The organism is Mesorhizobium sp. M4B.F.Ca.ET.214.01.1.1 (assembly GCF_004791545.1).
Lineage (GTDB): Bacteria > Pseudomonadota > Alphaproteobacteria > Rhizobiales > Rhizobiaceae > Mesorhizobium > Mesorhizobium abyssinicae.
Genome location: NZ_SRUX01000004.1, coordinates 295,941 through 320,524 on the forward strand (window position 1 = coordinate 295,941; position 24,584 = coordinate 320,524).

Here is a 24,584-nt window from a genome sequence, read left to right on the forward strand (position 1 = left end):
TCAGGTCGCTGCGTCAGATGACGAACAGCCAGTTGGCGATCAGCATCACCGCCACGCCGGCGATCAGCGTCAGATAGGGCAGGGCGCCCGCCTTCTTGACCTTGAGGTCGGCCGACGTCATGCCGAGATCGGCCAGCATATGGTCGGGGAACTTGCCGCCGTCCTGGATGTAGTGACGGAAGCAGAACACCGGGATGATCAGCGCCGCAGTGATCAGGCCAGCCCACAGCGCCATCGGGTTCCACACCTTGGCGCCGGCGCCCATGAAGACGGCGTTGACATAGGCGAAGATCGCGCCGATGCCGAGCAGCCAGGTCGGCGCCCGCCACGGCCGCGCGATGTGGCCGTTGTCGATGCGGTGGATCCAGCCGGCATTGAGGTTGAGGAAGTTGAAGATGATGTAGCCGCAGTTCGACACGGCGAGGATGAAGAAGAAGCTCGTCGCGTCGGCCGAGGCGATGGCCAGCACGGCCAGGTTGAAGACGAGGTCGGTCCACATCGCCCGCGTCGGCGCGCCATGCTCGTTGACATGGCTGAGATAGCGCGGCAGCCAGCCGTCGACCGAGCCCTGGTAGAGCGTGCGCGAGGAGCCGGCCATCGCCGTCATGATGCAGAGCACAAGCGCCAGGATCATCAGCATGACCAGCAGGCTGTGGATGATCTTGCCGCCGCCGACCATGCCGGCCAGCGCATCGGCGACGCCGGAGCCGTCGACGATCGGCGTCGCCAGCATGCCGTTGAGGCCGAGCACGCCCTGGAAGGTGAACGGCACCAGGATGAACAGCAGCATGCAGAGCAGGCCCGAATAGAAGATCGCCTTGAACGTGTCGGTGCCGGGGTTCTTGAACTCGGACGTGTAGCAGACGGCGGTCTCGAAGCCGTAGGTCGACCAGGCGGCGATGAACATGCCGCCCAGCACCAGTGTCCAGCCGGCGATGTTCCAGGCTCCCGGGTCGGGCGCGTAGGCGGCCGCCAGCGGCACCAGCGGCGAGAAGTTCGCCCAGTTGATCTGGCCGGTGAAGATCGGCACCACGCCGACGATCAGCATCGGGATGATGACCAGCAGGCCGATATATTTCTGCACACTGGCCGTGCCGAGGATGCCGCGATGCTGGATCGAGAAGATCATCAGCATCAGCACCGCGCCGATGAAGAAGGTGGCGTTGAAGGTAAAAGACACCGGACCCAGCGTATGGCCCCACAGCGACCAGGTGCGGATCGCCGGCGTCGCGGCTGCGGCCACCGCCGCGATGGCATCGGCGGGCGCCGTGCCGGCATGGGCGGCGATATAGGCGACCACTTCCGGCGAGGTCTCGCTGAAGACCGGGATCGGCGCCAGCGCGTTGAGGATATAGGCGGCGGCGATCGAGCAGCCGAGCGACAGCACCGGCGACCAGGCGAACCAGTTGCACCACACCGACAGCGGCGCGATGAATTTCGAGTAACGCAGCCAGGCGGTGGCGCCGTAGATCGAGGCGCCGCCGGACTTGTTCGGGAACAAGCCGGCGATTTCGGCATAGGTGAACGACTGCAGGAAGCCCATGATCATGGACACCGTCCAGATCACGAAAGCCAGGGTTCCGGTCGTGCCGGCAATGCCGCCGATGGAGAACAGGACGAGGGCGGGAACGCCGCTTGCCACCCAGAAGGCGCCACGCCAGTCGATATGCCTGAGCAGCTTGCCTTCCGCAGGCTGCTCAAGGACCGTGCTCATTGTGCTCATATGTATGAATTCCCCTTTTTTGCTGTTCCCCGCCGGTGTGCCTCGGCTGCGCGAAGCTTCCCCCCGGCCTCATTTCGAACGGCTGTAGTGTTTCCACTCAGTCGCATTTTTTTCTTAACAGTGAAGATTGATCCGACGCGCTTTCACGTCAAGCGTTTTGTGGCGCCGTGCACATCACGCTTGCGAAACATGGCACGGACGCCACTGCGGCCGCCATCAAGACGGTCGGATGAGGCCTTGGAGGCGGCCGTCAGGAGCGCGGTTTCGTCTTTTGCGGGTCGTAATGCGCGAAGGCCACGACTCGCGCCGGCAGCCGCTTGGCATGGCCGTCGAGCTTGCCGACCTCGACCTGAGTGCCGATGTCGGCATGGGTGACGTCGAGCCGCGCCAGGGCGATGGTCTTGCCGAGCAGCGGAGAGCGCATGCCGGAGGTGACGACGCCGATCTGGGCGCGGCCGACATGGACGCAGTCGCCGTGGCCGACAGGGATGTTCGCATCGATGTCGAGGCCGACCAGTTTCGTCTGCGGATGTTCCTTGCGCCTTATCAGCGCGTCGCGGCCGATGAAGTCGTCGGTCTTGGTCTTCAGCGGCACGGTGAAGCCGATGCCGGCCTCGAACGGATCGGTCTGGTCGGAGAACTCGTAGCCGGCGAAGATCAGCCCGGCCTCGATGCGCACCATGTCGAGCGCCTGCAGGCCCATCGGCTTCAGCCCATGCGGCTGGCCGGCCTCCCAGATGGCGTCGAACACCTTTTCGGCGTCGCGCGGATGGCACCAGATCTCGTAGCCGAGCTCGCCCGTATAGCCGGTGCGCGAGACGACCACCGGAACGCCGTTGCCGCCGCCGATGCGGGCGACCGCGAAGCGGAACCATTCGAGCTCGCCGATCGAGGGCTGCAGCGGCGAGGTCCAGACGACCTCCTTCAAGATGTCACGGCTCTTCGGGCCCTGCACGGCGATGTTGTGCATCTGGTCGGTGGACGAGCGCACCAGCGCATTGAGGCCGAGTTCCCTGGCCGTCTCGCGCAGCCATTCGCCGGACAGGTCGTCGCCGCCGACCCAGCGGAAATTGTCCTTGCCGAGCCTCAGCAGGGTGCCATCGTCGATCATGCCGCCATGCTCGTAGCACATCGCCGAATAGACGACCTGGCCGACGCCGAGCTTCTTGACGTCGCGGGTCAGCGTGTATTGCAGCAGCGCTTCTGAATCCGGCCCTGTCACCTCGAACTTGCGCAGCGGCGACAGGTCCATGATCACCGCCGCCTGCCGGCAGGCCCAGTATTCGGCGATGGCGCCCTCTTTGGCGAAGGAGTTGGCCAGCCAGTACCCCCTGTACTCGGCGAAGTCGCGCGTGTGCATGGCAAAGCTCGAATGAAAGGCTGTCTCTCGGGTCATCTTCGGTTCCGAATCGGGCGTCATGCGTCTGGCGATCGCGCGCGAGAATTTGTGCTGGCCGGAATAGGTGCGCACATGGATGTCGGTGAGGTTCCAGCCATTGGCGGGCGTGGTGTCGTCGGGGCAGGCGGAGGAGACGCAGACGATGTCGGTCAGTGCGCGCAACAGCACATAGTCGCCCGGCCGCGACCACGGCTCGTCCGACACCATTATGCCATGCGCGTCGATTGCCGTGTTGAAGAAGAAGTTGATCGCCATCCAGCCGGCGCGGGGCGTGACGCCCTTGTCCGAAAGCGCCTTGTTGAAATTCTCCGAGCAGTTGGTGTGCCCGGGATAACCAATGTCGTCGTAATATTTGGCGGCACAGGCGAGCGCGAAGGCGTCGTGCCGCCCGCAAGTGTCCTGCACCACCTCGACCAGCGGCTCCATGTCCTGGTCGTAATATTTCGAGTGCAGGCCGGGCATCGGATAGGCGGCGCCCATCAGCGTGCGCGTCGTCGTCACGTCGAGCGGCAGGTCGCGGCCCTTGTCCAGCTTGCGTGCCGAGAAGCACTGGAAGTCGGTGCACTGGCGGCCGTCGACATCGATGATCTGCAGATAGTCGCCGGCCTTGACGAAATAGGCTTCGGCAGTCGCCGAATGGACCCTGAGATCGAGCACCGGATCGGCGAGCGGATCGGCAAGCCCGGACTTCGCCTTCAGCCGGATCGTCGCGCGGCGCACGATGACGCTGAGCGGCGTCGCGGTGTCGTGGCCGTCGACCAGCATCGGCCCGCCGGGCGCCGCGACCAGCAGCGCGCCATCGCGCTGCACGGCGAAGCCTTGCTCGGTGCCGGCGGGCGTCGCGCCGCCGAAGACGCGCACGGCCTTCGGTTGCTCAAGCTGAACTTGGCGGCGTTGCAGGCCGAGACGCAGCGCCGACAAGCTGTCGTCGCCATCCGCCAGCAGCGCCTTGATGCCTGCGGCGTTGCTGTTTGCGGCCTCGCCGAAAATGCCGGGATCGGTGACGCCGTCCTTGCCCCAGGCCAACAGCTCGCAGGCCTGTCCGCCTTCGATATTGCGCACGCTCACCGTATCGCCGGCCTCGACGTCGAGCAGCACCGCGCCGTTGCCCTGCACGGTGTAGCGCTCGATGCCGGGCGGCAACGCGATCTGGCCTGGCCTGAGGATCAGGCTCGGCCGGGGCGGCCCGGAGGCGACGGCGGGGTAGGGCGACTGGCTCACATCTCGACCCTATGTTTCGAGCAACAAGTTTGCCTGTGTGTGAAATTAGTTTAGCAGCAAGAATAGCAGCGGGGTTGGATTTGGCAAGGTGGAGATGGCGCCGGCTCCTCCTTCTCCCCTTGTGGGAGAAGGTGTCGCCGAAGGCGACGGGTGAGGGGTGCGCGAAGGAACGCCAGGGTCTCACTCCGTCGCGCACCCCGCATCCGTCTGGGCGCCAACGCGCCGATCCACCTTCTCCCCCAGGGGGAGAAGGAGGGGTGCGCGCACATGCGCTACGCCAGTTCCTCGGAATGGCCGATCGTAACGCCATACTCCGCGGCCGAATCGAGAATGGTGTGCCAGAGACTTTCGGCGAAGGTCGAAAACACCAGCAGGTTGAACACCGCCTGTCCGCCGCGATCACCGCCCCGCCACAGCGTGACGCTGGTGTGATCCATCGAGGTTGCAGCAGCGGAGCCCACCGCAAACACATCGGGATGCAGATCGATCGACGACAGCTTGGCGAGCATCGCGCGCACTCTCTGCCCGGATACGCTGATCAACGCCCGCGCATGCGACTGGTCCGAAAGCGATGCCGATCCGGCAAAGACCGAGGCAAGCGCCTCAATCCCGTGCCTGCCGCCTTTCGACAGCACGAAAAACTGATCCGGTCCGGACCAGATCAGCGTCGCGTCGGCGTTGCCGACCGCCTTCGGCGTTTCCGGCGCGGCGACACCGAAGCGGGCCTTCGCGGCCGCGGCCATCTCGGCCGCCTTGCCGCGGCGCGCCATCGCCTGGACGAGGTCGAAATTGCGGATCTCGGTCAGCGACAAGCCGGCTTCACCCCGCTCGCCATACGGCCCGGTGACGAGGGTGCGGTCGAGCGGGCTGCGGATATCCCAGGAAAACTCAGCCACGCTGGCGCCCTCCTTCCGGATCGTAGAAGACGGGATTGCAGAGCTCGACATCGTACGCCTCACCACGCAGCGGGTCGTGCGCGCGCACGATCTCGCCGATGCGCTCGCGGCCGCGTTCGACCAGCCCGAGCCCGATCCATTGGTCGAGCGTCGGCGAGAAGCAGACCGAGGTGACATAGCCCTGGTCGTTGCCGGGGCCGGGGATCTCGCCCTTCGGAATGACATGCGCGCCGGAGCGCAGCCGCCGCGCCTTGTCGGTGGGCTTGACGCCGACGACCACCTGCCGGTCCGGCGCAACCAGCGCCTCGCGGCCGGCCATGACGCGGCCGATAAAATCCTTCTTGGTCGACATCATCTTGCCGAGGCCGAGATCGGCGGCGGTCGTGGTGCCGTTGAGCTCCGGTCCGGCGACATGGCCCTTCTCGACGCGCATCACGCCGAGCGCCTCGGTGCCATAAGGTGTCACGCCTAACGATTTTCCCGCAATCATCAGATTGCGCACCAGCGCCTCGCCGTAACGCGCCGGCACCGAAATCTCGAACGCCATTTCGCCGGAGAAGGAAATGCGGAACAGCCTGGCCTTGATGCCGCCGCGCAAGGCGACTTCGCGCGCGCCCATGAACGGAAAGCCTTCGTTCGACAGGTCTTCCGAGGGATCGACAATTTCGCGAAGCAGCTCACGGGTCTTCGGCCCGGCGATGGAGAACTGCGCCCACTGGTCGGAGACCGAGGTCAGCTGCACGTCGAGTTCGGGGAACAGCACCTGGCGGCAGAATTCGAGATGCTGCATCACCAGCCCGGCTTTGGCGGTCGTGGTGGTGAGGAAATAGTGATGCTCGGCCAGCCGCGAGGTCGTGCCGTCGTCGTAGACGATGCCGTCTTCGCGCAGCATCAACCCGTAGCGCGCCTTGCCGACGGCGAGGTTGGAGAACGAGTTGATGTAGACGCGGTCGAGGAAGACGCCGGCGTCGGGACCGTGCACGTCGATCTTGCCCAGCGTCGAGACATCGCAGAAGCCGACGCCGCCGCGCACCCCCTTGACCTCGCGGGTCACCGATTCCAGCCAGTCCTTTTCGCCCGCGCGGGGATACCACTGCGCCCGTTTCCATAAACCGGTGTCGACGAACACCGCGCCCTGTTCCGCCGCCCAGTGATGTGACGGCGTCAGCCGCGTCGCATGGAAGGTCTCGTCGCGATGGTGGCCGGCGAAGGCGCCAATGGCGACCGGCACATAGGGCGGCCGGTAGATCGTCGTGCCGGTTTCCGGGATCGACTTGCCGGTGACGGCGGCCATGATGGCGAGGCCGGCAATGTTGGAGGTCTTGCCCTGGTCGGTCGCCATGCCGAGCGTGGTGTAGCGCTTGAGGTGCTCGACCGATTCGAAACCTTCGCGCTGCGCCAGTTCGACGTCGGAAGCGGTGACGTCGTGCTGCTGGTCGACGAAGGCCTTGCCCTTGCCGGCGACGTGCCAGAGCGGGGTGAGCGAGAAGGCCTCGTCGTCGGCGACCGGCGCTGAACCTGCGGTGCCGCCGCGCCCGCAATCGCTTGCGGCAGCGGCGCCGGCCTCAAACCCTTGGCGCAGGCAAGCGCCGAGGCCGAAGGCGCCGTTGGCGGCGCCTACAGCGACCATGCCGGGCGGCGCGCCATCCGGCACGAAGGCGGCGATGTCGTCGCGCCATTTCGGCCGGCCGCGATGATAGGAGGTCAGCCCAACCGAAGGATTCCAGCCGCCGGAAACGGCAAGCCCGTCGGCGTCGACCTCGGCGCGCGCGCCGCCGGTCAGCGAGACGGCGATCTTGCGCACACCGTCCTTGCCGCCGTCGACGCCGGCAACTGAGCCGTTGAGCACCGGGAAGCCGTTCTTCGAAGCAAGCGTGCGATGCGCCGGCGAGACATCCGGCCGCGCATCGATCACCGCCGCGACCTGCAGCCCGGCGCCAATCGCCGTCTGGACCGTGCGCCAGCCGTCCTCGTTGTTGGTGAACAGCGCGACGCGTTTTGCGGGCGTTGCCGCGTAGCGGCCGACATAGCTGCGCATGGCGGAAGCCATCATCACGCCGGGCGTGTCGTTGCCCGCAAAGACGATCGGCCGCTCGATGGCGCCTGCCGCGACAATGCTGCGCTTCGCCACGATCCGCCACAGCCGCTGCCGCACCTGGTGCTCCGGCGGAACTGGCAGATGGTCGTTGACGCGCTCGATCGCGCCATAGGTGCCGCCGTCATAGACGCCGAACAGCGTCGTGCGCGTCATGATGCGGACATCGGGCATCGAGCCAAGCTCGGCCAGCGTGCGGGCAATCCATTCGGCGGCCGGCAGGCCGTCGATCGTTCCGCCGTCAGCAAGCAAGCGGCCGCCCGGGACAAAATCCTCTTCGCACAGGATGACGCGCGCCCCGCTGCGGCCTGCCGCCAAAGCCGCCGCCAGTCCCGCCGGACCGGAGCCGGCGATCAGCACGTCGCAATGCGCCCAGGCCTTGTCGTAGTGGTCGGGATCGGCAATGCCAGCGGCGCGGCCGAGACCGGCGGCGCGGCGGATCGCCGGCTCGTAGACCGCTTCCCAGAACTTCGCCGGCCACATGAAGGTCTTGTAGTAGAAGCCGGCGACGAAGATCGGCGCGAACAGCTGGTTGACCGACAGGAAATCGTGGCGCAGCGACGGCCAGCGGTTCTGGCTGGCGGCCTCGAGACCGTCATAGAGCTCGGCCGTCGTCGCCTTGGTGTTGGGCTCGCGCCTTGCGCCGCTGCGCAATTCGACCAGCGCATTCGGCTCTTCCGATCCCGCCGTCAGGATGCCGCGCGGGCGGTGGTACTTGAACGAGCGCCCGACCAGCTTGACGCCATTGGCGACCAGCGCCGAGGCCAGCGTGTCGCCCTGGAAGCCAAGCAGCGTCTTGCCGTCGAAGCGGAAGCTCAGCGGCACCGAGCGGTCGATGAGGCCGCCGTCTGCCAGCCGGTGTGTTTGCGCGCCGCCCACCATCACGCGTCAACCTTTGCCGCACCGGCGCCAGCAGCGGGCACGACAGCCGAAATCTCATGCGTCAGCGTGTTGCGGGTGACCTTCAGCCAGGCCCTGCAGCCGCCGCCATGATACCAGTGCTCGCTCATCGGGCCGGCGATGTTGTCGCGCAGGTAGACATAGTCGTAGACGGCCTCTTCGCCCGCGTCCGCCGCCGGCCGTCGCGGCTTGGCGTCGCCGAGATAGGTGAACTCGCCGAGTTCGCGTTCGCCGCAGAAGGGACAGACAATACGCATGATTTCCTGGCCGCCTTCAGTGCAGGTTCGGTTGGGCGCCCTGGCCCTTTTCGTCGATCATCGCGCCGCGCTGGAAGCGATCGAGGCGGAAGCGCGCGGCTTCTTTGTGCGCTTCGTCGCGAGCGATGAGATGGGCAAAGACCAGGCCGGAGCCGGGCGTCGCCTTGAAGCCGCCATAGCACCAGCCGGCATTGAGATAGAGGCCTTCGACAGGGCTCTTGTCGATGATCGGCGTGCCGTCCATCGACATGTCCATGATGCCGCCCCACTGGCGCAGCAGCCTGACGCGGCTGATCATAGGGATCAGCGCCATGCCGCCCTCGCAGACATCCTCCATGACCGGAAGGTTGCCGCGCTGGGCGTAGGAATTGTAGCCGTCGATGTCGCCGCCGAAGACCAGGCCGCCCTTGTCCGACTGGCTGACATAGAAGTGGCCGGCGCCGAAGGTCATGACATTGGGCAGCAGCGGCTTGATCGCCTCGGAGACGAAGGCCTGCAGCACGTGGCTTTCGATCGGCAGGCGCAGGCCCGCCATCGCGGCGACGCGCGATGAGGAGCCGGCAACCGCCATGCCGACCTTGCCGGCGCCGATGCGGCCGCGCGAGGTGTCGACGCCGGTCACCTTGCCGTTGGTGTCGCGCGTGAAGCCGGTGACCTCGCAGTTCTGGATGATGTCGACGCCAAGCGCGCTGGCCGCATGTGCATAGCCCCACACGACGGCGTCGTGTCGCGCCGTACCGCCGCGCCGCTGCAGCAGCCCGCCCTGCACGGGGAAGCGCGCATTGTCGAAGTTCAGGAACGGCATCATTTTCCTGACCGCCGCGAGGTCGAGCAATTCGGCGTCGATACCGTTGATGCGCATGGTGTTGCCGCGCCGCGCATAGGCGTCGCGCTGGGCGTCGGAATGGTAGAGGTTGATGACGCCGCGCTGGCTGACCATCGAATTGTAGTTGAGGTCTTGCTCCATCCGCTCCCACAGCTTCATCGACAGCTCGTAGAAGCCGGTATTGCCGGGCAGGCCGTAGTTGGAGCGGATGATCGTGGTGTTGCGGCCGGCATTGCCGGAGCCGATCCAGCCCTTTTCGAGGACGGCGACGTTGCGGATGCCGAACTCGCTGGCGAGGAACCACGCCGTCGCCAGCCCATGGCCGCCGCCGCCGATGATCACCACATCGTAGCGGTCCTTCGGGCTGGCGTCGCGCCAGGTGCGCTGCCAGTTCTTGTGGCCGGAGAGGGCGGCGCGGGCGAGCGAGAAGATCGAATATTTCATAAGGTCATTCCGAGATCGCTCGCGTCGCGCTGGTGGTCTTCCTCAACGCATCGGATTCGTCCGAAAACCGCTTCGCACTTTTCGGTCCGATGCTTCAGATATCCAGCGTGTGGTCGCGCTCCCACTGCGTGAAGTGCGAAGCATAGGAATTCCATTCCTGCTGCTTCAGCTTTAGATAAGCCGACGAGAATTCCTCACCCAGCGCCGCCTTCAGCGATTTGTCATTGTCGAACTCGCGCAGCGCGTCGAGCAGGTTGAGGGGCAATTTCGGCGCGTCCGTCACGGTATGGCCGAACTGGTACATGTCGATGTCGTAGCGTTTGCCCGGGTCGGCCTTCGAGCGGATGCCATCGAGACCAGCGGCGATGATGACGGCTTGCAGCAAATACGGGTTGGCTGCACCGTCGGGCAGGCGCAGCTCAAAACGGCCCGGGCCTGGCACGCGCACCATGTGGGTGCGGTTGTTGCCGGTCCAGGTCACCGTGTTCGGTGCCCAGGTCGCGCCAGAAATCGTGCGCGGCGCATTGATGCGCTTGTAGGAATTGACCGTCGGGTTGGTGATGGCCGCAAGCGCCGAGGCATGCTTCATGATGCCGCCAAGGAAATTCTTGCCCTTGGCCGAGAGGCCGAGCTCCATCGCATTGTCGGCGAAGACATTGGTCTTGCCGGTCTCGTCCCACACCGAGATATGCGCATGGCAGCCATTGCCGGTCAGGCCCTGGAAGGGCTTGGGCATGAAGGTCGCGCGCAGGCCGTGCTTTTCGGCAATCGACTTCACCATGAATTTGAAGAACGAGTGCTTGTCGGCGGTCGCCAGCGCATGGTCGAAGGTCCAGTTCATCTCGAACTGGCCGTTGGCGTCCTCATGGTCGTTCTGGTACGGGCCCCAGCCCAGCGCCAGCATGTGGTCGCAGATCTCGGCGATGACGTCGTAGCGGCGCATCACCGCCTGCTGGTCGTAGCATGGTTTTGAGGCGGTATCGTATTCGTCGGAGATCGCCTTGCCGTCCGGCGAGATCAGGAAGAACTCGGCCTCGACGCCGGTCTTGACATGCATGCCGTCGCGGGCGGCCTCTTCGATCACCCGCTTCAGCGTGTTGCGCGGCGCCTGGCCGACCTCCTTGTCGTCCATGACGCAATTGGCGGCGACCCAGGCGACCTCCGGCTTCCACGGCAACTGTATGACCGAGGCTGGATCCGGCACCGCCAGCATGTCCGGATGCGCCGGGGTGAGATCGAGCCATGTGGCGAAGCCGGCAAATCCCGCGCCGTCCTTCTGCATGTCGGCGATCGCCTGTGCCGGCACCAGCTTCGCACGCTGCCCGCTGAACAGGTCGGTGTAGGAGATCATGAAATATTTGACGTTTTTCGCCCTTGCGAATTCTGCAAGATCAGTAGTCACACCAGTTCCCCATTTTTTGTCGGCCATGGCCCAAGGCATTTGGGTCTTGGCCCTTCAATTGATTAGAAGCCGTTCTTCCCTGGTATCCAGTTGGTGCCGGCAAGCGGCACGCCCGCCATGGCAGCCGCCTCGATGGTGAGCGCGACGAGATCCTCGGGCTCGAGGTTGTGCAGGCTGTTCTTGCCGCAGGCGCGAGCGATCGTCTGCGCCTCCAGCGTCATCACTTTCAGGTAATTCGCCAGCCGCCGTCCTGCCGCGATCGGGTCGACCCGCTTCATCAACTCGGGGTCCTGGGTGGTGATGCCGGCCGGGTCGCGGCCTTCGTGCCAGTCGTCATAGGCGCCAGCGGTGGAGCCGAGCGCATTGTACTCCGCCTCCCAGCGGGGATCGTTGTCGCCCAGCGCAACCAGCGCCGCCGTGCCGATCGACACAGCGTCGACGCCGAGCGCCAGCGCCTTGGCGACGTCGGCGCCGTTGCGGATGCCGCCGGAAACGATCAGCTGCACCTTGCGGTGCATGCCGAGGTCCTGCAGCGCCTGCACCGCCGGCCTGATGCAGGCAAGCGTCGGCTGGCCGACATTTTCGATGAACACTTCCTGCGTCGCGGCGGTGCCGCCCTGCATGCCGTCGACCACGACGACGTCGGCGCCGGCCTTCACCGCGAGCGCGGTGTCGTAGTAGGGGCGGGCGCCGCCGACCTTGACGTAGATCGGCTTTTCCCAGTCGGTGATCTCGCGCAGCTCGAGGATCTTGATCTCGAGGTCGTCGGGCCCGGTCCAGTCGGGATGGCGCGACGCCGAGCGCTGGTCGATGCCCTTTGGCAGCGTGCGCATCTCGGCGACGCGGTCGGAGATCTTCTGGCCGAGCAGCATGCCGCCGCCGCCGGGCTTGGCGCCCTGGCCGACGACCACTTCGATCGCGTCGGCGCGGCGCAGGTCGCGCGGGTTCATGCCGTAGCGTGACGGCAGGTACTGGTAGACCAACTGCTTGGAATGGCCGCGCTCTTCCTCGGTCATGCCGCCGTCGCCGGTGGTGGTCGAGGTGCCGGACAGCGTCGCGCCGCGTCCCAGCGCCTCCTTGGCGGGGCCGGACAGCGAGCCGAAGCTCATGCCGGCGATGGTGATCGGGATCTTCAGCTCGATCGGCTTCTTGGCGTGGCGCGTGCCGAGCACCACGCTGGTGTCACAGCGCTCGCGATAGCCTTCCAGCGGATAGCGCGAGATCGAGGCGCCGAGGAACAAGAGGTCGTCGAAATGCGGCAGCTTGCGCTTGGCGCCGGCGCCGCGGATGTCATAGATGCCGGTCGCCGCGGCGCGGCGGATTTCGGAGAGCGTGTAATCGTCGAAGGTCGCGGATTTGCGCGGCGTCGTCGGCGGGTTGCGATAGGTCATCTTGCCTCAATACGCGTCGGCGTTGTCGATATTGAAATTGTAGAGCTTGCGCGCCGAGCCGTAGCGCTTGAACTCCGAAGCTTTGACGCCGGTCACGCCGGCGCGGTCGAGCAGGCCTTGCAGGAATTCCAGATGCTCGGGCCGCATCTCCTTGGCGATGCAGTCGGCGCCCAGGCTCTCGACCTTGCCGCGCACGAACAGCCGCGCCTCGTAGATGGAATCGCCCAGCGCATCGCCGGCATCGCCCAGCACCACGAGGTTGCCGGACTGTGCCATGAAGGCCGACATGTGGCCGATATTGCCGTGCACGACGATGTCGATGCCCTTCATCGAGATGCCGCAGCGCGACGACGCGTTGCCTTCGATGACCAGCAGGCCGCCGCGGCCGGTGGCGCCGGCATACTGGCTGGCGTCGCCTTTGATCACGATCGAGCCCGACATCATGTTCTCGCCGACGCCGGGGCCGGCCGAGCCATGCACGGTGATGGCGCCGCCGGCATTCATGCCGCCGCAATAGTAGCCGACGCTGCCGCGCACATCGATGGCGACCGGCTGGTCGACGCCGACGGCGACCGAATGGCTGCCCTTGGGGTTGAGCACCTCCCAGGCCGTCTCGTTGGAGCCCGGGGTCAGCTGATGCAGCGCCTGGTTCAGCTCGCGCAGCGACAGTGCGGCAAGGTCGAACACCCTGGCGTGGCTCTGGTCGCGCTGAGCGGTGGATACGTTGGTTGCCGGCATGAACTCAGTGCTCCCAGAAATAGACGGTTGCGGGCTCCGGTTCCCAGACCCTCGCATTGTCTATGCCGGGCAGTTTGGTGAGCGCGCGATATTCCGAACCGAACGCGACATACTGGTCGGTCTCGGCCATGACGGCGGGCTTGCAGGCGATCGGGTCGCGCACCACGCCAAAGCCGTTCTTGGTGCCGACGACGAAGGTGAAGAAGCCGTCGAGATCGGAGAGTGTGCCCTCCAGCGCCTCGCCGAGGTTCTTCCCATGCGCGATCTTGGAGGAGAGATAGGCGGCTGCCACCTCGGTGTCGTTTTCGGTCTCGAATTTCATGCCCTCGCGGACCAGCTCGCGCCGCACATTGTTGTGGTTGGACAGCGAGCCATTGTGCACCAGGCATTGGTCGGCTCCGGTCGAGAAGGGGTGCGCGCCCATCGTGGTGACCGCCGATTCCGTCGCCATGCGGGTGTGGCCGATGCCGTGCGTGCCGGTCATCGAGCGCACGTCGAAACGCTCGACGACGGCTTCCGGCAGGCCGACCTCCTTGTAGATCTCGACCGCTTCGCCGGCGCCCATGATGCGGATATCGGGCCGAAGCGATTGCAGTGCCTCACGCGCGGTGTCGACCTTGTCCGGAGCCGTCCTGATCACCGCATGCGTCGATTTGACCGCGACGCTCACCGGCGCGCCGATCGCCTTGGCGAGCTCCGCGTCGAGGCCGCGGAAGTCGTGTTCCGGTTTCGCCGACTGGATGGTGATCTTGGCCTCGTTGCCGGCCGGTGCGCCATAGATGGCGATGCCGGCACTGTCCGGACCCCGGTCGGTGAGGCAGATCAGCATCTCCGACAGCATCGCGCCCAGCTTGGGCTCCAGCGACCTGTCCTTGAGGAAAAGTCCGACGATTCCGCACATGTCAGCCTCCGACGTTTATGGCTCTCAAATGATGTACCGAATGAGGAATTAGAATTCAACCATATGAAAAAAATTTTCCTCTAGTTACGTGTGCGGCTCTACGCCGCCGGCCGCGCCGTCATCGCTTCGGCGGTCACTATGAGCCCATTGCGTGTAGCGGATGCGTGCCATCTTGTAGGCATCGAGAATCGACAGTGCATAAATCAGGAAGCCGCCGGCATGACGGCCGACGAAGCTGGCGTCCGGTGCCGCCACCTTGGTGGTCACCCAGCCAAGGATCACCATGAAGAACAGGAATTGCAGCCCGCGCGTCGGCACGCCGAGCATGACATGTCCGCTCCCCGGCAGCACGATCGCCGCACCGAGCACGAGATACGGATTCGCCGAGGCGGGGGAACTGGCTTTGTCGGTCATGCGGCCTGCCGTTTGCGCTCGTTGATGGCATCGCGAAGCGTCGAGGCCGATTGCAGCAGCCTTTCGATCAGCGCCGGATCCAGTTTCGTGTCGCCAAACGCAGCCTGCCGGAACACGCCGTAGCGCGCCCGCTCTGCCTCGGCCAGCAGCCAGACGATGCGCACGCCCTTCGGTGTGACCAGCAGCTCCTTGGCCCGGCCCTCGGCAAAGATGTCGAGATGGCCGGCGATCACGTCCTGCGGGAAGGCGACTCCCTTGCGGTCCGTGCGCAGTACCGCCTCGACGGGAAAGCCGGCGGTCTTCGGCAGCGTGTGGCCAAGGTGATCGAAATTGGAAAACGTGGTCGCCGAGCCCGGCCGCATCATCATGTCGAAAGTTCCCGGAACGTCGACAGGCTCGGTGACCGTGACGGTGAGCCAGCGCGCCGGCAGTTTTCGGGTCGCCAGCGTGTCGACGATGGTGCGGACCTGCACACGAAGCCCGTTCCAGGTGCCCGCCCAGATGGCGACACCAGCCGTGCCGTCGGAGATATCGACGGCGTCGGCAACAACGGTGCGAATGCCGGCGGTGTCGGCGGCAAGCGCCGCCTCGGCCCGGTTGCGGCTTTTGCGCGCGAGCCAGGCAAGGTGGACGACGACGGCAAGCGCAATCGCCCCGGCAAACAAGACTGACGTCAACTCAGACATCTCGACACGCCAGAGCCCGCCGTCAGCCGGCGGGCTTTCTTTCCACTCAATAGCCCTGCGGCTTCGGCCACGGCATGGTGAACTGGTCGCCGCGGCGCACGAATTTGTAACGGTAGAAGTGGAACCACAGCGAGATCAGGAAATAGAAGATGGTCATCGCGATCAGCTGCGAGCCGAAGCCGAGAAAGATGGCGAAGAAGGTGACCACGCACAGGCAGAACAGCACGATTGCCGGCAGCGGATGGAAGGGGTGCGTGTAGCCGCGGCGGATGGAACCCAGTGGCCACTTCTTGCGGAACATCATGATGTTGATGCTCATAAAGGTGTATTGCAGCACGCCCGACAGGATCGAGAAAGTGATCGCCTGGTTGAGGTCGGCGATGAAGGCGAAGGCGAGCGCGATCGGCAGCAGGAACAAGATCGAGCGGTAGGGCGTGCGGTATCTCGGATGCACCGCCGAGAACCAGCTCGGCAGGTAGCGGTCACGGCCGAGCGAGAACCATGCACGGGCGGCATCGTTGATGCAGCCATTGGCCGAGGCAAGTGCTGCCAGCAGCGTCGCGATGAACAGCAGGTTCTCGAGCAGCGGGCTGCCCGTCAGCTTGCCGGCGTCCCAAAGCGGATAATAGGTGATGCCGAGATACTCCCACGGCATCATCGAGGCGCAGACATACCAGGTCATGGCAGCGGCGATCAGAAGCGTGATCATGCCGGCCATGGTGCCGTAGGGCAGCGAGCGCGCCGGTGAGCGCACTTCTTCGGCCGCCTGCGTGGTGCCCTCGATGCCGAGATAGTACCAGATGCCGAACTGGAAGGCGGCGATGACGCCGATCCAGCCATAGGGCAGCGCATTGCTGGGCGTCACCAGTTCGTTGAGCTTCAGCACCGCGCCTTGCGTCCACGGGCTCACCGAGAAGAACAGGATGACGATCGAGATGTAGGCAATCGCGGTGATGACGAAGTTGACGTTGAGCGTCATCAGCACGCCGCGATAGTTCAGCCAGGCCAGCACCACGATGGTGGCGGCGATGAAGGAATTGTGCGTTAGGCCCTCGACGCCGGCCTTGGCGACGATCGTGTCGCCGAGCAGGATGGCGTCCGACACTTCCAGCATCGTGTAGGCGAAGACCAGGAACAGCGCGACGTTGAAGGCCATCAGCGGCCCGACGATGTGCTTGGCCTGCGCATACTGGCCGCCGGCGGCGGCGACGGTCGATGTCACCTCGGAATCGATCATGGCGACCGAGGTGTAGAGCAGCCCGACGAGCCAGCAGACGATCAGCGCCGCCAGCGCGCCGCCCTTGTCGGCGGCGAAATTCCAGCCGGTGAATTCGCCGACCAGCACGATGCCGACGCCGAGCGCCCAGACATGTGCGGGGCCGAGCACCCGGAGCAGCGAGACCCTGTCGCCGTGGATGGTGGTGGTGTTGTCAAGCGCGACCGTCATCGATCAGTCCCCACTCAGATCCGGTGCTTTTCGGAAACGGCTTCAAGCTCGCCTTCGCGCGAGGAGGTCAGCACCTCCTCGGAATAGGTCGTATCGACCTTGAACCAGTCGTAGAGCATCCACAGCGCGAGCACGATCGAGATGCCCCAGCAGGCGTAAGACAGCGGTATCCACATGATCGTGTCCCCGGGTTACTTGTCGTCGAACTTTTCGTTGATGACTTCGCGATATTCCCGGTCCGATGCGCGGAACAGGAACACGAAATAGCCGATCAGAACCGCCGCCATGATGATCAGCGTCGGCCAGTCGATCACATAGTGGAAGCGGTTCTGGATGATGTCGTGCGCGGTCTCGGGCGTGTAGCCGAGCTTCTCCCAGATCGACGCCATGGTCGCATTCTGGCCAAGCGCGTCCCAAGTCTTGGCGTCGAGCGGATCGATGGACTTCGCGGCTCCGGCGAGGCCGAGCTTCAACGGCAGCCAAAGCGCCACGAAAATGGCGACCACGACCACAGCGATATCGAGGATCTGGCCGGCCTTGCTCTGTTCCGGCGGCTTGTAGCGGGACATGCTGTCTACCCCTTGCGGTTGCGGAACGCGTCGGCGTTCTTGATGTCGAGCCCGTAGATGAAGTCCTTGTCTTCCTTGTAGTGGTTGACCATCGCCAGGATGGCGGCCGTGTTGAAGATCAGCACGGCGCCGGCGGCGACCGCGACGACCAGCTTGATGCCGGCGTGCGGAATGTATGGCCATGTCATGATGAGGACGAAGAGGATCGTCGCCCACAGGCAAATGATCAGGAGCGCGGATCCGCGCACGTCGGAACGGTACAGCGCTTCGATGCGCTGCTGCAGGTCGGACATCGGTTTTCCCCTTCTCTCGACGTCATCGGCCGGGCGTCTCACTCTTTCAACAGAGTGAAATTTTTTTCATAAATTCCGACCGAATTCCGGAATTGTCAAGCCGCATTTCGGCGTTGTGAACCGTTCGTTCCATGTCAAGAAATTTGCCTGACAATGAAATTATTTGCTTCAAGGGGATTGCAGCGCTTCGTCGTTTGCGGTCAATATTCGATCAAAGCTCCGGCCATCGAGCCAAGGAGCAGGGAACAGCAATGACTTTCTGACGGAGGACGATCGGATGACGGCATCCTGGAGATTTTCGACCTTGGCGGACCGCCATCGCGCGCTCGGCTCGAAGCTCGAGGACTGGAGCGGCATGGGCACCGCCTGGACCTACGACAAGGATGCCGACGAGGAATATGTCGCCATCCGCACCAAGGCCGGCCTGATGGACGTCTCCGGCCTGAAGAAGGTTCACATCACCGGGCCGCACGCCGCGCACCTCATCGACCTCGCCACCACCCGCGACGTCGAGAAGATCTATCCCGGCAAGTCGGCCTATGCCTGCATGCTGAACGAGGCCGGCAAGTTCACCGACGACTGCATCATCTACCGCATCAGCCCCAACAGCTGGATGGTCGTGCACGGCTCCGGCACCGGCCATGAGGAGTTGCAGCGCGCAGCGGCGGGCCGCGACGTCTCGCTACGCTTCGACGACAATCTGCACGACCTCTCGCTGCAGGGCCCGACCGCCGTCGACTACCTGGCCAAGCACGTGCCGGGCATCCGCGACCTCAACTACTTCCATCACATGCAGACGCAGCTCTTCGGCTTTCCCGTCATGATCTCGCGCACCGGTTACACTGGCGAGCGCGGCTACGAGATCTTCTGCCGAGGCCAGGATGCCGGCACGATCTGGGACAGGATCCTCGACGAGGGGAAGGGCGTCGGCATCATCCCGTGCCGCTTCACCACGCTCGATATGCTGCGCGTCGAGAGCTACCTGCTGTTCTATCCCTATGACAATTCCCAAAAGTATCCGTTCGAGAGCGAAGGCCCCGGCGACACGCTGTGGGAACTCGGCCTCGACTTCACCGTCAGCCCCGGCAAGACCGGCTTCCGCGGCGCCGAGGAGCACTATCGCCTGAAGGGCAAGGAGCGCTTCAAGATCTACGGCGTCCTGCTCGACGGCAGGGAGCCGGCCGACGAGGGCGCGCCGGTCTATCGCGACGGCAAGAAGGTCGGCGTCGTCACCTGCGCCATGTATTCGCCGCTGGTCGAGAAGTCGATGGGCATCGCCCGCCTCGACGTCGACTGCGCCGTCAGGGACACCAGGCTCGAGATTCGCAACAGGAGCGGCTCGATCAGGGCGACGGCGCAGCCATTGCCGTTCGATGATCCCAAAAAGACCAAGCGCACCGCCAAGGGCTGAGGCATTATCAACGGGGAGGGGTTGAGAGCAATTCCAGGAAAAGTGTGAACGGTTTTCCGTCCGGAATTGCGTCAAAACAAGGAGATTGAGCGGTTCGCCGTTTCCGTGAAACGGTGAAACGCTCCAGGGCACGAAGGAAGAATGGCAGCCAAGACGATCATCAGCCGGCCCGTTTACGGAACCCTGTCTCCGCAGCCCGGCAAGCACCACCTTTTCGTGGCGGATGCCGAAGGCGCGCTCGCGATCATCGACATGGCCGGCAAGGCGCCGGCCGGTTTCTTCGACGGCGCCGAGATCGTCTTCATTGCGGCTCCAGACGGCAAGCACATCGCCGCTCTCGAAGCGCTGAAGCCGGCACAGCTCCATCTGCCGCCGTCCTTCGCCAGCCTGCTGCCGCGATTGAGGCAGACGCTGACCAACGCCCATATGGGCCTGCGCCTCTATCTTAGCGGCACCGAAGGGCTGATCGGCCAGGCCATGCAGGTGGCGCTCGAGGCCGGCATCGACCACACCTCCATGCAGACCGAGCATCGCGGCTCGCTGGCGCGCCGCATGCAGTGCGTGCACTGCAAGGGCATCACCGAGAACGTGACGACGCAGCCGGCAACCTGCGCGCATTGCGGCCTGCTGCTTCTGGTGCGCGACCACTATTCGCGGCGCCTCGCCGCCTTCCAGGGCGTCTGCATCAATGCCGAGGATCGCTCAGAGATTCCTCCGATGGAGGAGGTCTTCCGATGAGCACCGGCACCACCAAGCTCGACGTCGTCGTCAGCGATGTCGTCCCCGTCAACGACCTGGTCACCCGCTTCCATTTCCGCCGCCGCGACGGTGAACTCCTGCCGACCTTTTCAGGCGGCGCTCATGTCGTGGTCGAGATGCGCGACGGCGACCGCACCAGGCTCAACCCTTATTCGCTGATGGGCTCGCCGCTCAATACCAGCGAATACACGATCTCGGTGCGCCGCGACGATGTCGGCCGCGGCGGCTCGCTGTTCATGCACAGGTCGGTCAAGCCCGGCCTGGAGATGGTGATCAGCTATCCGGTCAACCTGTTCTCGCTCGACCTGAGAGCCAGGAAGCACCTGATGCTGGCCGGCGGCATCGGCATCACGCCGTTCATGGCGCAGACCGCGCAACTGGCGGGGTCCGGGGGCAATTTCGAACTGCACTACACCTGCCGCACCGCTTCGCTCGGCACCTATGCCGATATACTGCAGCAGCGCTACGACCGCCGGGTGAAACTCTACCATGACGATCGCGACGAGCGCATCGATCTCGACCGTCTGCTTTCGACGCAGCCGCTCGGCACGCATCTCTATGTCTGCGGCCCGGCGGGCATGATCAACTGGGTGCGCGACCGCGCCGCCGCTCTCGGCTGGCCGTCGGAAACGGTGCATTTCGAGCATTTCGCGGCGCCGCAGCCCGGCGCGCCTTTCGATGTGGCGCTGGCCGTCAGCGGCAAGACGATCCGCGTCGGCTCGCAGCAGAGCCTGCTCGAGGCGATCGAGGCCGCCGGCGTCGATCCGCCCTATCTCTGCCGCGGCGGCGTCTGCGGCCAGTGCGAGACCAATGTCATCTCTTCCGACGGCAAGTTCATCCACAACGACCACTGGCTGAGCGAGGAAGACCATCGCTCCGGCTGCAAGATCATGCCTTGCGTCTCGCGCTTCGAGGGCAAGTCGCTGGTCCTGGAAAGATAGGAGGCGAGCTTGGGCATCACCTTTCGCAAGGAAACCTTTCGGGACGACTACACGTTCAGGAACAGCCCGGAGCACATCAGGCGCTTTCCGTTCCCGTTCAACGAAGACAGCTACATGTATGCCGTCAACATCGAGCCGCACGTCGTCGGCCCGAAGGGCAGCGTTCTGGAAAACCTGATCGACGTCGATGAGCACTATGTCGCCGAGATGCAGGATCGCGCTTTGGTTCTGGCCGAGGATCCGCTGCGCTGCCAGTCGCTGCCGCATATGACGCTGGCCGGCTGGGACCTGCTCGAGCTGCTGATGGAGCAGCAGGCGCTCGGCTATCCCGAGCATTTCACGCTGACCCGCGACGGTGACCGCTGGCGCTGGATCAACCGGCCGCTCGGCATCGACGACACCTTCACCTTCGGCGACACCTCGACGCTGCCCTATGGCCCGATGGAATACATCACCCGCCAGAGCCAGGGCGATTTCTGCATCCTCGACCAGCGCGACGGCAATCTGTGGATGGATGCCGGCATGGTCACCACCCAGGCCGACTGGTCGCTCGATTTCGACATCGGCATGAACTTCTTCGAATGGCACGCGCCGGTGCCGCTGGCGCACGAGAAGGGCATCTTCATCCGTGCGCTGAAATTCCTCACCAACATCCAGCAGGGCAAGCCGGCGCGACGGCTCAACTGGACGATGACCATCAATCCGCGCCTCGACACCAGCCCGGAGAACTACCACAAATGGGGTCCCGACCGGGCGACGGTGACGCCTGAGAATGTCGGCGATAAGGTGCATCTGCGCGTCGAGTTGCAGAGCTTCTGGCGGCTGCCGCGCTCGAACGGCATCGTCTTCCCGATCCGCTGCTACCTGATCAAGATGGACGAGCTGGTGACGCAGCCCAAATGGGCGCGTCGCCTGCATCGCGTCATCCGCGACCTGCCCGAGGAGCTTGCCACCTACAAGGGCCTGACCCGCTACCGCCCGACGCTGGTCGAGTGGCTGTCGAAGCTGGACGATGGCAGCCCGACGAGCCCGGGATTTGGACCGGACTGAAGCTGTCGATCTCCCCCACGAGGGGGGAGATTGGCCATTCACCCAGCGCTGCTCTGCGGATAGCAGATGATCGACAGGTACCGCATCGGCAGCCGGGTTAGCTGTTCGGGCCCATGCGGCGCGTCGGCGTCGAAGAACAGGCTGTCGCCGGGCTTCATCGGATAGAGGTTGTTGCCGTGCCGGTACACCACCTCGCCCTCCAGCATATAGAGGAATTCCATGCCCGCATGCTGGAAGGTCGGGAACACGTCCGAGTCCTCGGTCAGCGTGATCAGGTAGGGCTCGACGACGACGCCGCTGGTGTTGGAGCCGATATGGCCGAGCAGATTGTACTGGTGGCCGGCGCGCGTGCCGCGCCGTTCGACATCGAGGCCTTCGCCGGCCTTGACGAAGACCGCGGCATGCTCTTCCTCGAAGCGGCGGAAGAAGGCGGTGACCGGCACGCCGAGGGCCCTCGACAGCGCCTGCAGCGTGGTCAGCGACGGCGAGGTGATGCCGTTCTCGATCTTCGACAGCATGCCAAGCGAAATGTCGGTGGCGACGGCGAGATCGGCGACCGTGATGCCGAGCTTCTTGCGGAATGCCCGCACCTCGCGCCCGATCGCCACTTCAAGCACCTTCTCGCGCGTGTCGCGAATGGCGTGCGGGTTCTGGGTCAGCGGCGTGCGGATCGTGCGCCCGTCGGCCGACACGGCCTTCGGCGAAGGCTTGCTCTTGGCGGCGCCGGCGCCGTGCTTGAGATCGGAAGCCTTCTTGGCCATGTCGCCCCCTGCATTCTACGGAATTATTTCACTCAAGGTGAACATATTCGTTGCCGGTACACGAGCGCAATCGTCGCAACAAGCCATCCACGGCCGATTTCTGCCTTTCCCGCTCACAGCCCGCCGGCGGTTTTTCACCGGAAGTTGCCGACGCGGAACGCGCTTTCGCCAGAAGGACCGTTGACAGCACGAGAGGTGCGATTACTGTTACTGACAGTGAAATTTGTTTCGCTGGGGAAATGAGAACGGGAGACCCGCCATGAACAGTCGCGTTGCCGTCATCGGAGCCGGGCCGTCCGGTCTGGCACAGCTTCGAGCCTTCAAGTCAGCCGCCGACAAGGGCGCCGGGATTCCGGAAGTCGTCTGCTTCGAGAAGCAGTCCGACTGGGGCGGGCTGTGGAACTACACCTGGCGCACCGGCCTCGACGAGCATGGCGACCCGGTGCACGGCTCGATGTACCGCTATCTCTGGTCGAACGGGCCGAAGGAGTGCCTCGAATTCGCCGACTACACATTCGAGGAACATTTCGGCCGGCCGATCGCCTCCTATCCGCCGCGCGCCGTTTTGTGGGACTACATCAAGGGCCGCGTCGAAAAATCAGGCGTGCGCAAATGGGTACGTTTCAACACGCCGGTGCGCATGGTCACCTATTCCGACGCAACGAAGAAATTCACCGTCACCGCGCATGACCGCAGCAACGACGTCACCTACTCGGAAGAGTTCGACAATGTCGTCGTCGCCTCCGGCCATTTCTCCGTGCCCAACGTGCCGTTCTTCGAGGGCTTCGCCACCTTCAACGGCCGCATCCTGCACAGCCACGACTTCCGCGACGCCATGGAATTCAAGGGCAAGGACATATTGATCATCGGCCGTTCCTATTCGGCCGAGGACATCGGCTCGCAGTGCTACAAATACGGCGCCAAATCGATCACCTCCAGCTACCGCTCGAAGCCGATGGGCTTCAAATGGCCGGAGAACTGGAAGGAGGTGCCGCTGCTGCAGAAGGTCGTCGGCAAGACGGCGCATTTCAAGGACGGCACCACCAAGGATGTCGATGCCATCATCCTGTGCACCGGCTATTTGCATTCCTTCCCCTTCCTCACCGACGACCTCAAGCTCAAGACCGCCAACCGCATGTGGCCGCTCGACCTCTACGAGGGCGTGGTGTGGGAAAAGAACCCGAAGCTGTTCTATATCGGCATGCAGGACCAGTTCTATACTTTCAACATGTTCGACGCGCAGGCCTGGTATGCGCGCGACGTCATCATGGGCCGCATCAAGCTGCCTTCGGCCGAGGCAATGGCCGAGCACGGCGCCAAGTGGCGCGCACGCGAGGAGACACTGGAAGACGCCGAGCAGATGATCTGGTTCCAGGGCGACTACACCAAGGAACTGATGGACCAGACCGACTATCCGGGCTTCGACGTCGAGGCGGTCAACCACACCTTCATGGAGTGGGAGCATCACAAGGTGGAGGACATCATGGGCTTCCGCGACCACGCCTATCGCTCGCTGATGACCGGCACCATGGCGCCGCTGCACCATACGCCCTGGCTGCAGGCGCTGGACGACTCGATGGAGAGCTATCTCGAGGTGAAGGGCGTCGCGGCGGAGTAACGCTTTCGCGACCAGGCGCGCTTGCCGTCAGGCCGGCACGGCGACCCAGCCGTGCCGGCGCTTGTCGAAAACCGATCGAGTCGGCGCCGGAAAGGATGGGTCGGCGAAACAGCCGACGGCAACGGCGACCGCGGCCGGCCGTCGCGACGGATACCAGAACACCGTCGAACCGCAGCTTCCGCAGAAGTGAAAGGCGATCGAAAATCCGCTATCGGAATTGCGCTCGAATGTCCGCGACAATCCGGTGACATCGGTCGCGGCGGCATCGAAGAAGGCCGCGATCCCGAACGGGCTGCCGGTCCGCCGCTGACAGTCCAGGCAATGGCAAAGCGAAACGATGTCGGGTTCCTGCGGGCAGCGGATCTGCAATTGGCCGCAGGCGCAGCTGGCCGTCCGGCTGGTCATGGTCCTGTCTCCTTTGGGTGGTTTCGGCGCTTGGGGC

23 protein-coding genes are annotated in these 24,584 nt (G+C 64.6%); 5 read left to right on the forward strand and 18 right to left on the reverse strand.

What is annotated here, in order from left to right; all coding sequences use genetic code 11:
• Positions 1-13: 13 nt before the first annotated feature.
• The 16 genes from EN857_RS10605 to EN857_RS10680 form a co-directional block, all read right to left on the reverse strand.
• Positions 14-1,723, reverse strand: a complete 1,710-nt coding sequence (locus EN857_RS10605; RefSeq protein ID WP_127282569.1) for an APC family permease — start codon at positions 1,721-1,723, stop codon at positions 14-16.
• 250 nt (positions 1,724-1,973) lie between these two features.
• Positions 1,974-4,343 (reverse strand): aminomethyltransferase family protein, encoded by a 2,370-nt coding sequence (locus EN857_RS10610; protein ID WP_135858524.1) that lies wholly within the window; start codon positions 4,341-4,343, stop codon positions 1,974-1,976.
• Between the two features lie 272 nt (positions 4,344-4,615).
• The gene (locus EN857_RS10615; protein ID WP_135858526.1) at positions 4,616-5,239 is read right to left on the reverse strand and encodes a sarcosine oxidase subunit gamma family protein; all 624 of its coding nucleotides are present in this window, start codon (positions 5,237-5,239) and stop codon (positions 4,616-4,618) included.
• Entirely contained in the window at positions 5,232-8,216 is a 2,985-nt protein-coding gene (locus EN857_RS10620; protein WP_245511293.1) for a sarcosine oxidase subunit alpha, read from the reverse strand. Before EN857_RS10620 ends, EN857_RS10615 begins: the two co-directional genes overlap by 8 nt.
• Positions 8,216-8,491: a sarcosine oxidase subunit delta gene (locus EN857_RS10625; RefSeq protein ID WP_127393066.1), complete on the reverse strand. Its 276-nt coding sequence runs from the start codon at positions 8,489-8,491 to the stop codon at positions 8,216-8,218. Before EN857_RS10625 ends, EN857_RS10620 begins: the two co-directional genes overlap by 1 nt.
• A gap of 16 nt (positions 8,492-8,507) precedes the next feature.
• A complete protein-coding gene (locus tag EN857_RS10630; RefSeq protein WP_135858528.1) occupies positions 8,508-9,761 on the reverse strand; it encodes a sarcosine oxidase subunit beta family protein in 1,254 nt (417 codons plus the stop codon).
• 94 nt (positions 9,762-9,855) lie between these two features.
• The gene (glnT, locus tag EN857_RS10635) at positions 9,856-11,163 is read right to left on the reverse strand and encodes a type III glutamate--ammonia ligase (RefSeq protein ID WP_127393064.1); all 1,308 of its coding nucleotides are present in this window, start codon (positions 11,161-11,163) and stop codon (positions 9,856-9,858) included.
• Positions 11,164-11,225: 62 nt separating this feature from the next.
• Positions 11,226-12,554 (reverse strand): FMN-binding glutamate synthase family protein, encoded by a 1,329-nt coding sequence (locus tag EN857_RS10640; protein WP_126056046.1) that lies wholly within the window; start codon positions 12,552-12,554, stop codon positions 11,226-11,228.
• A 6-nt stretch (positions 12,555-12,560) separates the two neighbouring features.
• On the reverse strand, positions 12,561-13,292 hold the full coding sequence (locus EN857_RS10645) for a GXGXG domain-containing protein (RefSeq protein WP_126056045.1): 732 nt from the start codon (positions 13,290-13,292) through the stop codon (positions 12,561-12,563).
• A 4-nt stretch (positions 13,293-13,296) separates the two neighbouring features.
• Positions 13,297-14,193 carry a glutamine amidotransferase family protein gene (locus tag EN857_RS10650; protein ID WP_127393063.1) on the reverse strand — a complete coding sequence of 299 codons (897 nt, stop codon included), beginning with the start codon at positions 14,191-14,193 and terminating at the stop codon, positions 13,297-13,299.
• Positions 14,194-14,277: 84 nt separating this feature from the next.
• Positions 14,278-14,607: a hypothetical protein gene (locus tag EN857_RS10655; protein ID WP_127393062.1), complete on the reverse strand. Its 330-nt coding sequence runs from the start codon at positions 14,605-14,607 to the stop codon at positions 14,278-14,280.
• On the reverse strand, positions 14,604-15,293 hold the full coding sequence (locus tag EN857_RS10660; RefSeq protein WP_127393061.1) for a hypothetical protein: 690 nt from the start codon (positions 15,291-15,293) through the stop codon (positions 14,604-14,606). Before EN857_RS10660 ends, EN857_RS10655 begins: the two co-directional genes overlap by 4 nt.
• A 46-nt stretch (positions 15,294-15,339) precedes the next feature.
• On the reverse strand, positions 15,340-16,740 hold the full coding sequence (locus EN857_RS10665; protein WP_127282579.1) for an amino acid permease: 1,401 nt from the start codon (positions 16,738-16,740) through the stop codon (positions 15,340-15,342).
• 14 nt (positions 16,741-16,754) lie between these two features.
• On the reverse strand, positions 16,755-16,916 hold the full coding sequence (locus tag EN857_RS10670) for a hypothetical protein (RefSeq protein WP_127282580.1): 162 nt from the start codon (positions 16,914-16,916) through the stop codon (positions 16,755-16,757).
• A 15-nt stretch (positions 16,917-16,931) separates the two neighbouring features.
• Positions 16,932-17,309 (reverse strand): hypothetical protein, encoded by a 378-nt coding sequence (locus EN857_RS10675; protein ID WP_127282581.1) that lies wholly within the window; start codon positions 17,307-17,309, stop codon positions 16,932-16,934.
• A 5-nt stretch (positions 17,310-17,314) separates the two neighbouring features.
• Positions 17,315-17,602, reverse strand: coding sequence for a hypothetical protein (locus EN857_RS10680; RefSeq protein ID WP_127282582.1), 288 nt, complete (start codon positions 17,600-17,602; stop codon positions 17,315-17,317).
• A 277-nt stretch (positions 17,603-17,879) separates the two neighbouring features.
• Between EN857_RS10680 and EN857_RS10685 the strand changes: the two genes are divergently transcribed.
• From EN857_RS10685 to EN857_RS10700, 4 genes are all read left to right on the forward strand, one after another.
• Positions 17,880-19,013: an aminomethyltransferase family protein gene (locus EN857_RS10685; protein ID WP_127392722.1), complete on the forward strand. Its 1,134-nt coding sequence runs from the start codon at positions 17,880-17,882 to the stop codon at positions 19,011-19,013.
• Between the two features lie 141 nt (positions 19,014-19,154).
• On the forward strand, positions 19,155-19,751 hold the full coding sequence (locus EN857_RS10690; protein WP_127392723.1) for a dimethylamine monooxygenase subunit DmmA family protein: 597 nt from the start codon (positions 19,155-19,157) through the stop codon (positions 19,749-19,751).
• Positions 19,748-20,713: a PDR/VanB family oxidoreductase gene (locus EN857_RS10695; protein ID WP_127282585.1), complete on the forward strand. Its 966-nt coding sequence runs from the start codon at positions 19,748-19,750 to the stop codon at positions 20,711-20,713. The genes EN857_RS10690 and EN857_RS10695 overlap by 4 nt, the downstream gene beginning before the upstream one ends.
• A 9-nt stretch (positions 20,714-20,722) precedes the next feature.
• Positions 20,723-21,763, forward strand: coding sequence for a DUF3445 domain-containing protein (locus EN857_RS10700; RefSeq protein ID WP_127311185.1), 1,041 nt, complete (start codon positions 20,723-20,725; stop codon positions 21,761-21,763).
• Positions 21,764-21,801: 38 nt separating this feature from the next.
• On the opposite strand, the gene EN857_RS10705 is transcribed toward EN857_RS10700, so the two are convergent.
• Entirely contained in the window at positions 21,802-22,524 is a 723-nt protein-coding gene (locus EN857_RS10705; RefSeq protein WP_127282587.1) for an XRE family transcriptional regulator, read from the reverse strand.
• A 259-nt stretch (positions 22,525-22,783) separates the two neighbouring features.
• Here EN857_RS10705 and EN857_RS10710 point away from each other — a divergent pair, with 259 nt between their 5' ends.
• Positions 22,784-24,142, forward strand: coding sequence for an NAD(P)/FAD-dependent oxidoreductase (locus tag EN857_RS10710; protein WP_135858530.1), 1,359 nt, complete (start codon positions 22,784-22,786; stop codon positions 24,140-24,142).
• Positions 24,143-24,169: 27 nt separating this feature from the next.
• Here EN857_RS10710 and EN857_RS10715 read toward each other — a convergent pair whose 3' ends face one another.
• The gene (locus EN857_RS10715) at positions 24,170-24,547 is read right to left on the reverse strand and encodes a GFA family protein (protein WP_127392726.1); all 378 of its coding nucleotides are present in this window, start codon (positions 24,545-24,547) and stop codon (positions 24,170-24,172) included.
• Positions 24,548-24,584 lie beyond the last annotated feature (37 nt).

What these genes read in the sequence shown, in the direction of transcription:
- EN857_RS10605 (WP_127282569.1), bottom strand. Translation starts at nt 1,723, where the DNA reads ATGAGCACAATGAGCACGGTCCTTGAGCAGCCTGCGGAAGGCAAGCTG.
- EN857_RS10620 (WP_245511293.1), bottom strand. Translation starts at nt 8,216, where the DNA reads ATGGTGGGCGGCGCGCAAACACACCGGCTGGCAGACGGCGGCCTCATC.
- EN857_RS10625 (WP_127393066.1), bottom strand. Translation starts at nt 8,491, where the DNA reads ATGCGTATTGTCTGTCCCTTCTGCGGCGAACGCGAACTCGGCGAGTTC.
- EN857_RS10630 (WP_135858528.1), bottom strand. Translation starts at nt 9,761, where the DNA reads ATGAAATATTCGATCTTCTCGCTCGCCCGCGCCGCCCTCTCCGGCCAC.
- EN857_RS10640 (WP_126056046.1), bottom strand. Translation starts at nt 12,554, where the DNA reads ATGACCTATCGCAACCCGCCGACGACGCCGCGCAAATCCGCGACCTTC.
- EN857_RS10645 (WP_126056045.1), bottom strand. Translation starts at nt 13,292, where the DNA reads ATGCCGGCAACCAACGTATCCACCGCTCAGCGCGACCAGAGCCACGCC.
- EN857_RS10650 (WP_127393063.1), bottom strand. Translation starts at nt 14,193, where the DNA reads ATGTGCGGAATCGTCGGACTTTTCCTCAAGGACAGGTCGCTGGAGCCC.
- EN857_RS10655 (WP_127393062.1), bottom strand. Translation starts at nt 14,607, where the DNA reads ATGACCGACAAAGCCAGTTCCCCCGCCTCGGCGAATCCGTATCTCGTG.
- EN857_RS10660 (WP_127393061.1), bottom strand. Translation starts at nt 15,293, where the DNA reads ATGTCTGAGTTGACGTCAGTCTTGTTTGCCGGGGCGATTGCGCTTGCC.
- EN857_RS10665 (WP_127282579.1), bottom strand. Translation starts at nt 16,740, where the DNA reads ATGACGGTCGCGCTTGACAACACCACCACCATCCACGGCGACAGGGTC.
- EN857_RS10670 (WP_127282580.1), bottom strand. Translation starts at nt 16,916, where the DNA reads ATGTGGATACCGCTGTCTTACGCCTGCTGGGGCATCTCGATCGTGCTC.
- EN857_RS10675 (WP_127282581.1), bottom strand. Translation starts at nt 17,309, where the DNA reads ATGTCCCGCTACAAGCCGCCGGAACAGAGCAAGGCCGGCCAGATCCTC.
- EN857_RS10680 (WP_127282582.1), bottom strand. Translation starts at nt 17,602, where the DNA reads ATGTCCGACCTGCAGCAGCGCATCGAAGCGCTGTACCGTTCCGACGTG.
- EN857_RS10685 (WP_127392722.1), top strand. Translation starts at nt 17,880, where the DNA reads ATGACGGCATCCTGGAGATTTTCGACCTTGGCGGACCGCCATCGCGCG.
- EN857_RS10690 (WP_127392723.1), top strand. Translation starts at nt 19,155, where the DNA reads ATGGCAGCCAAGACGATCATCAGCCGGCCCGTTTACGGAACCCTGTCT.
- EN857_RS10695 (WP_127282585.1), top strand. Translation starts at nt 19,748, where the DNA reads ATGAGCACCGGCACCACCAAGCTCGACGTCGTCGTCAGCGATGTCGTC.
- EN857_RS10705 (WP_127282587.1), bottom strand. Translation starts at nt 22,524, where the DNA reads ATGGCCAAGAAGGCTTCCGATCTCAAGCACGGCGCCGGCGCCGCCAAG.
- EN857_RS10710 (WP_135858530.1), top strand. Translation starts at nt 22,784, where the DNA reads ATGAACAGTCGCGTTGCCGTCATCGGAGCCGGGCCGTCCGGTCTGGCA.
- EN857_RS10715 (WP_127392726.1), bottom strand. Translation starts at nt 24,547, where the DNA reads ATGACCAGCCGGACGGCCAGCTGCGCCTGCGGCCAATTGCAGATCCGC.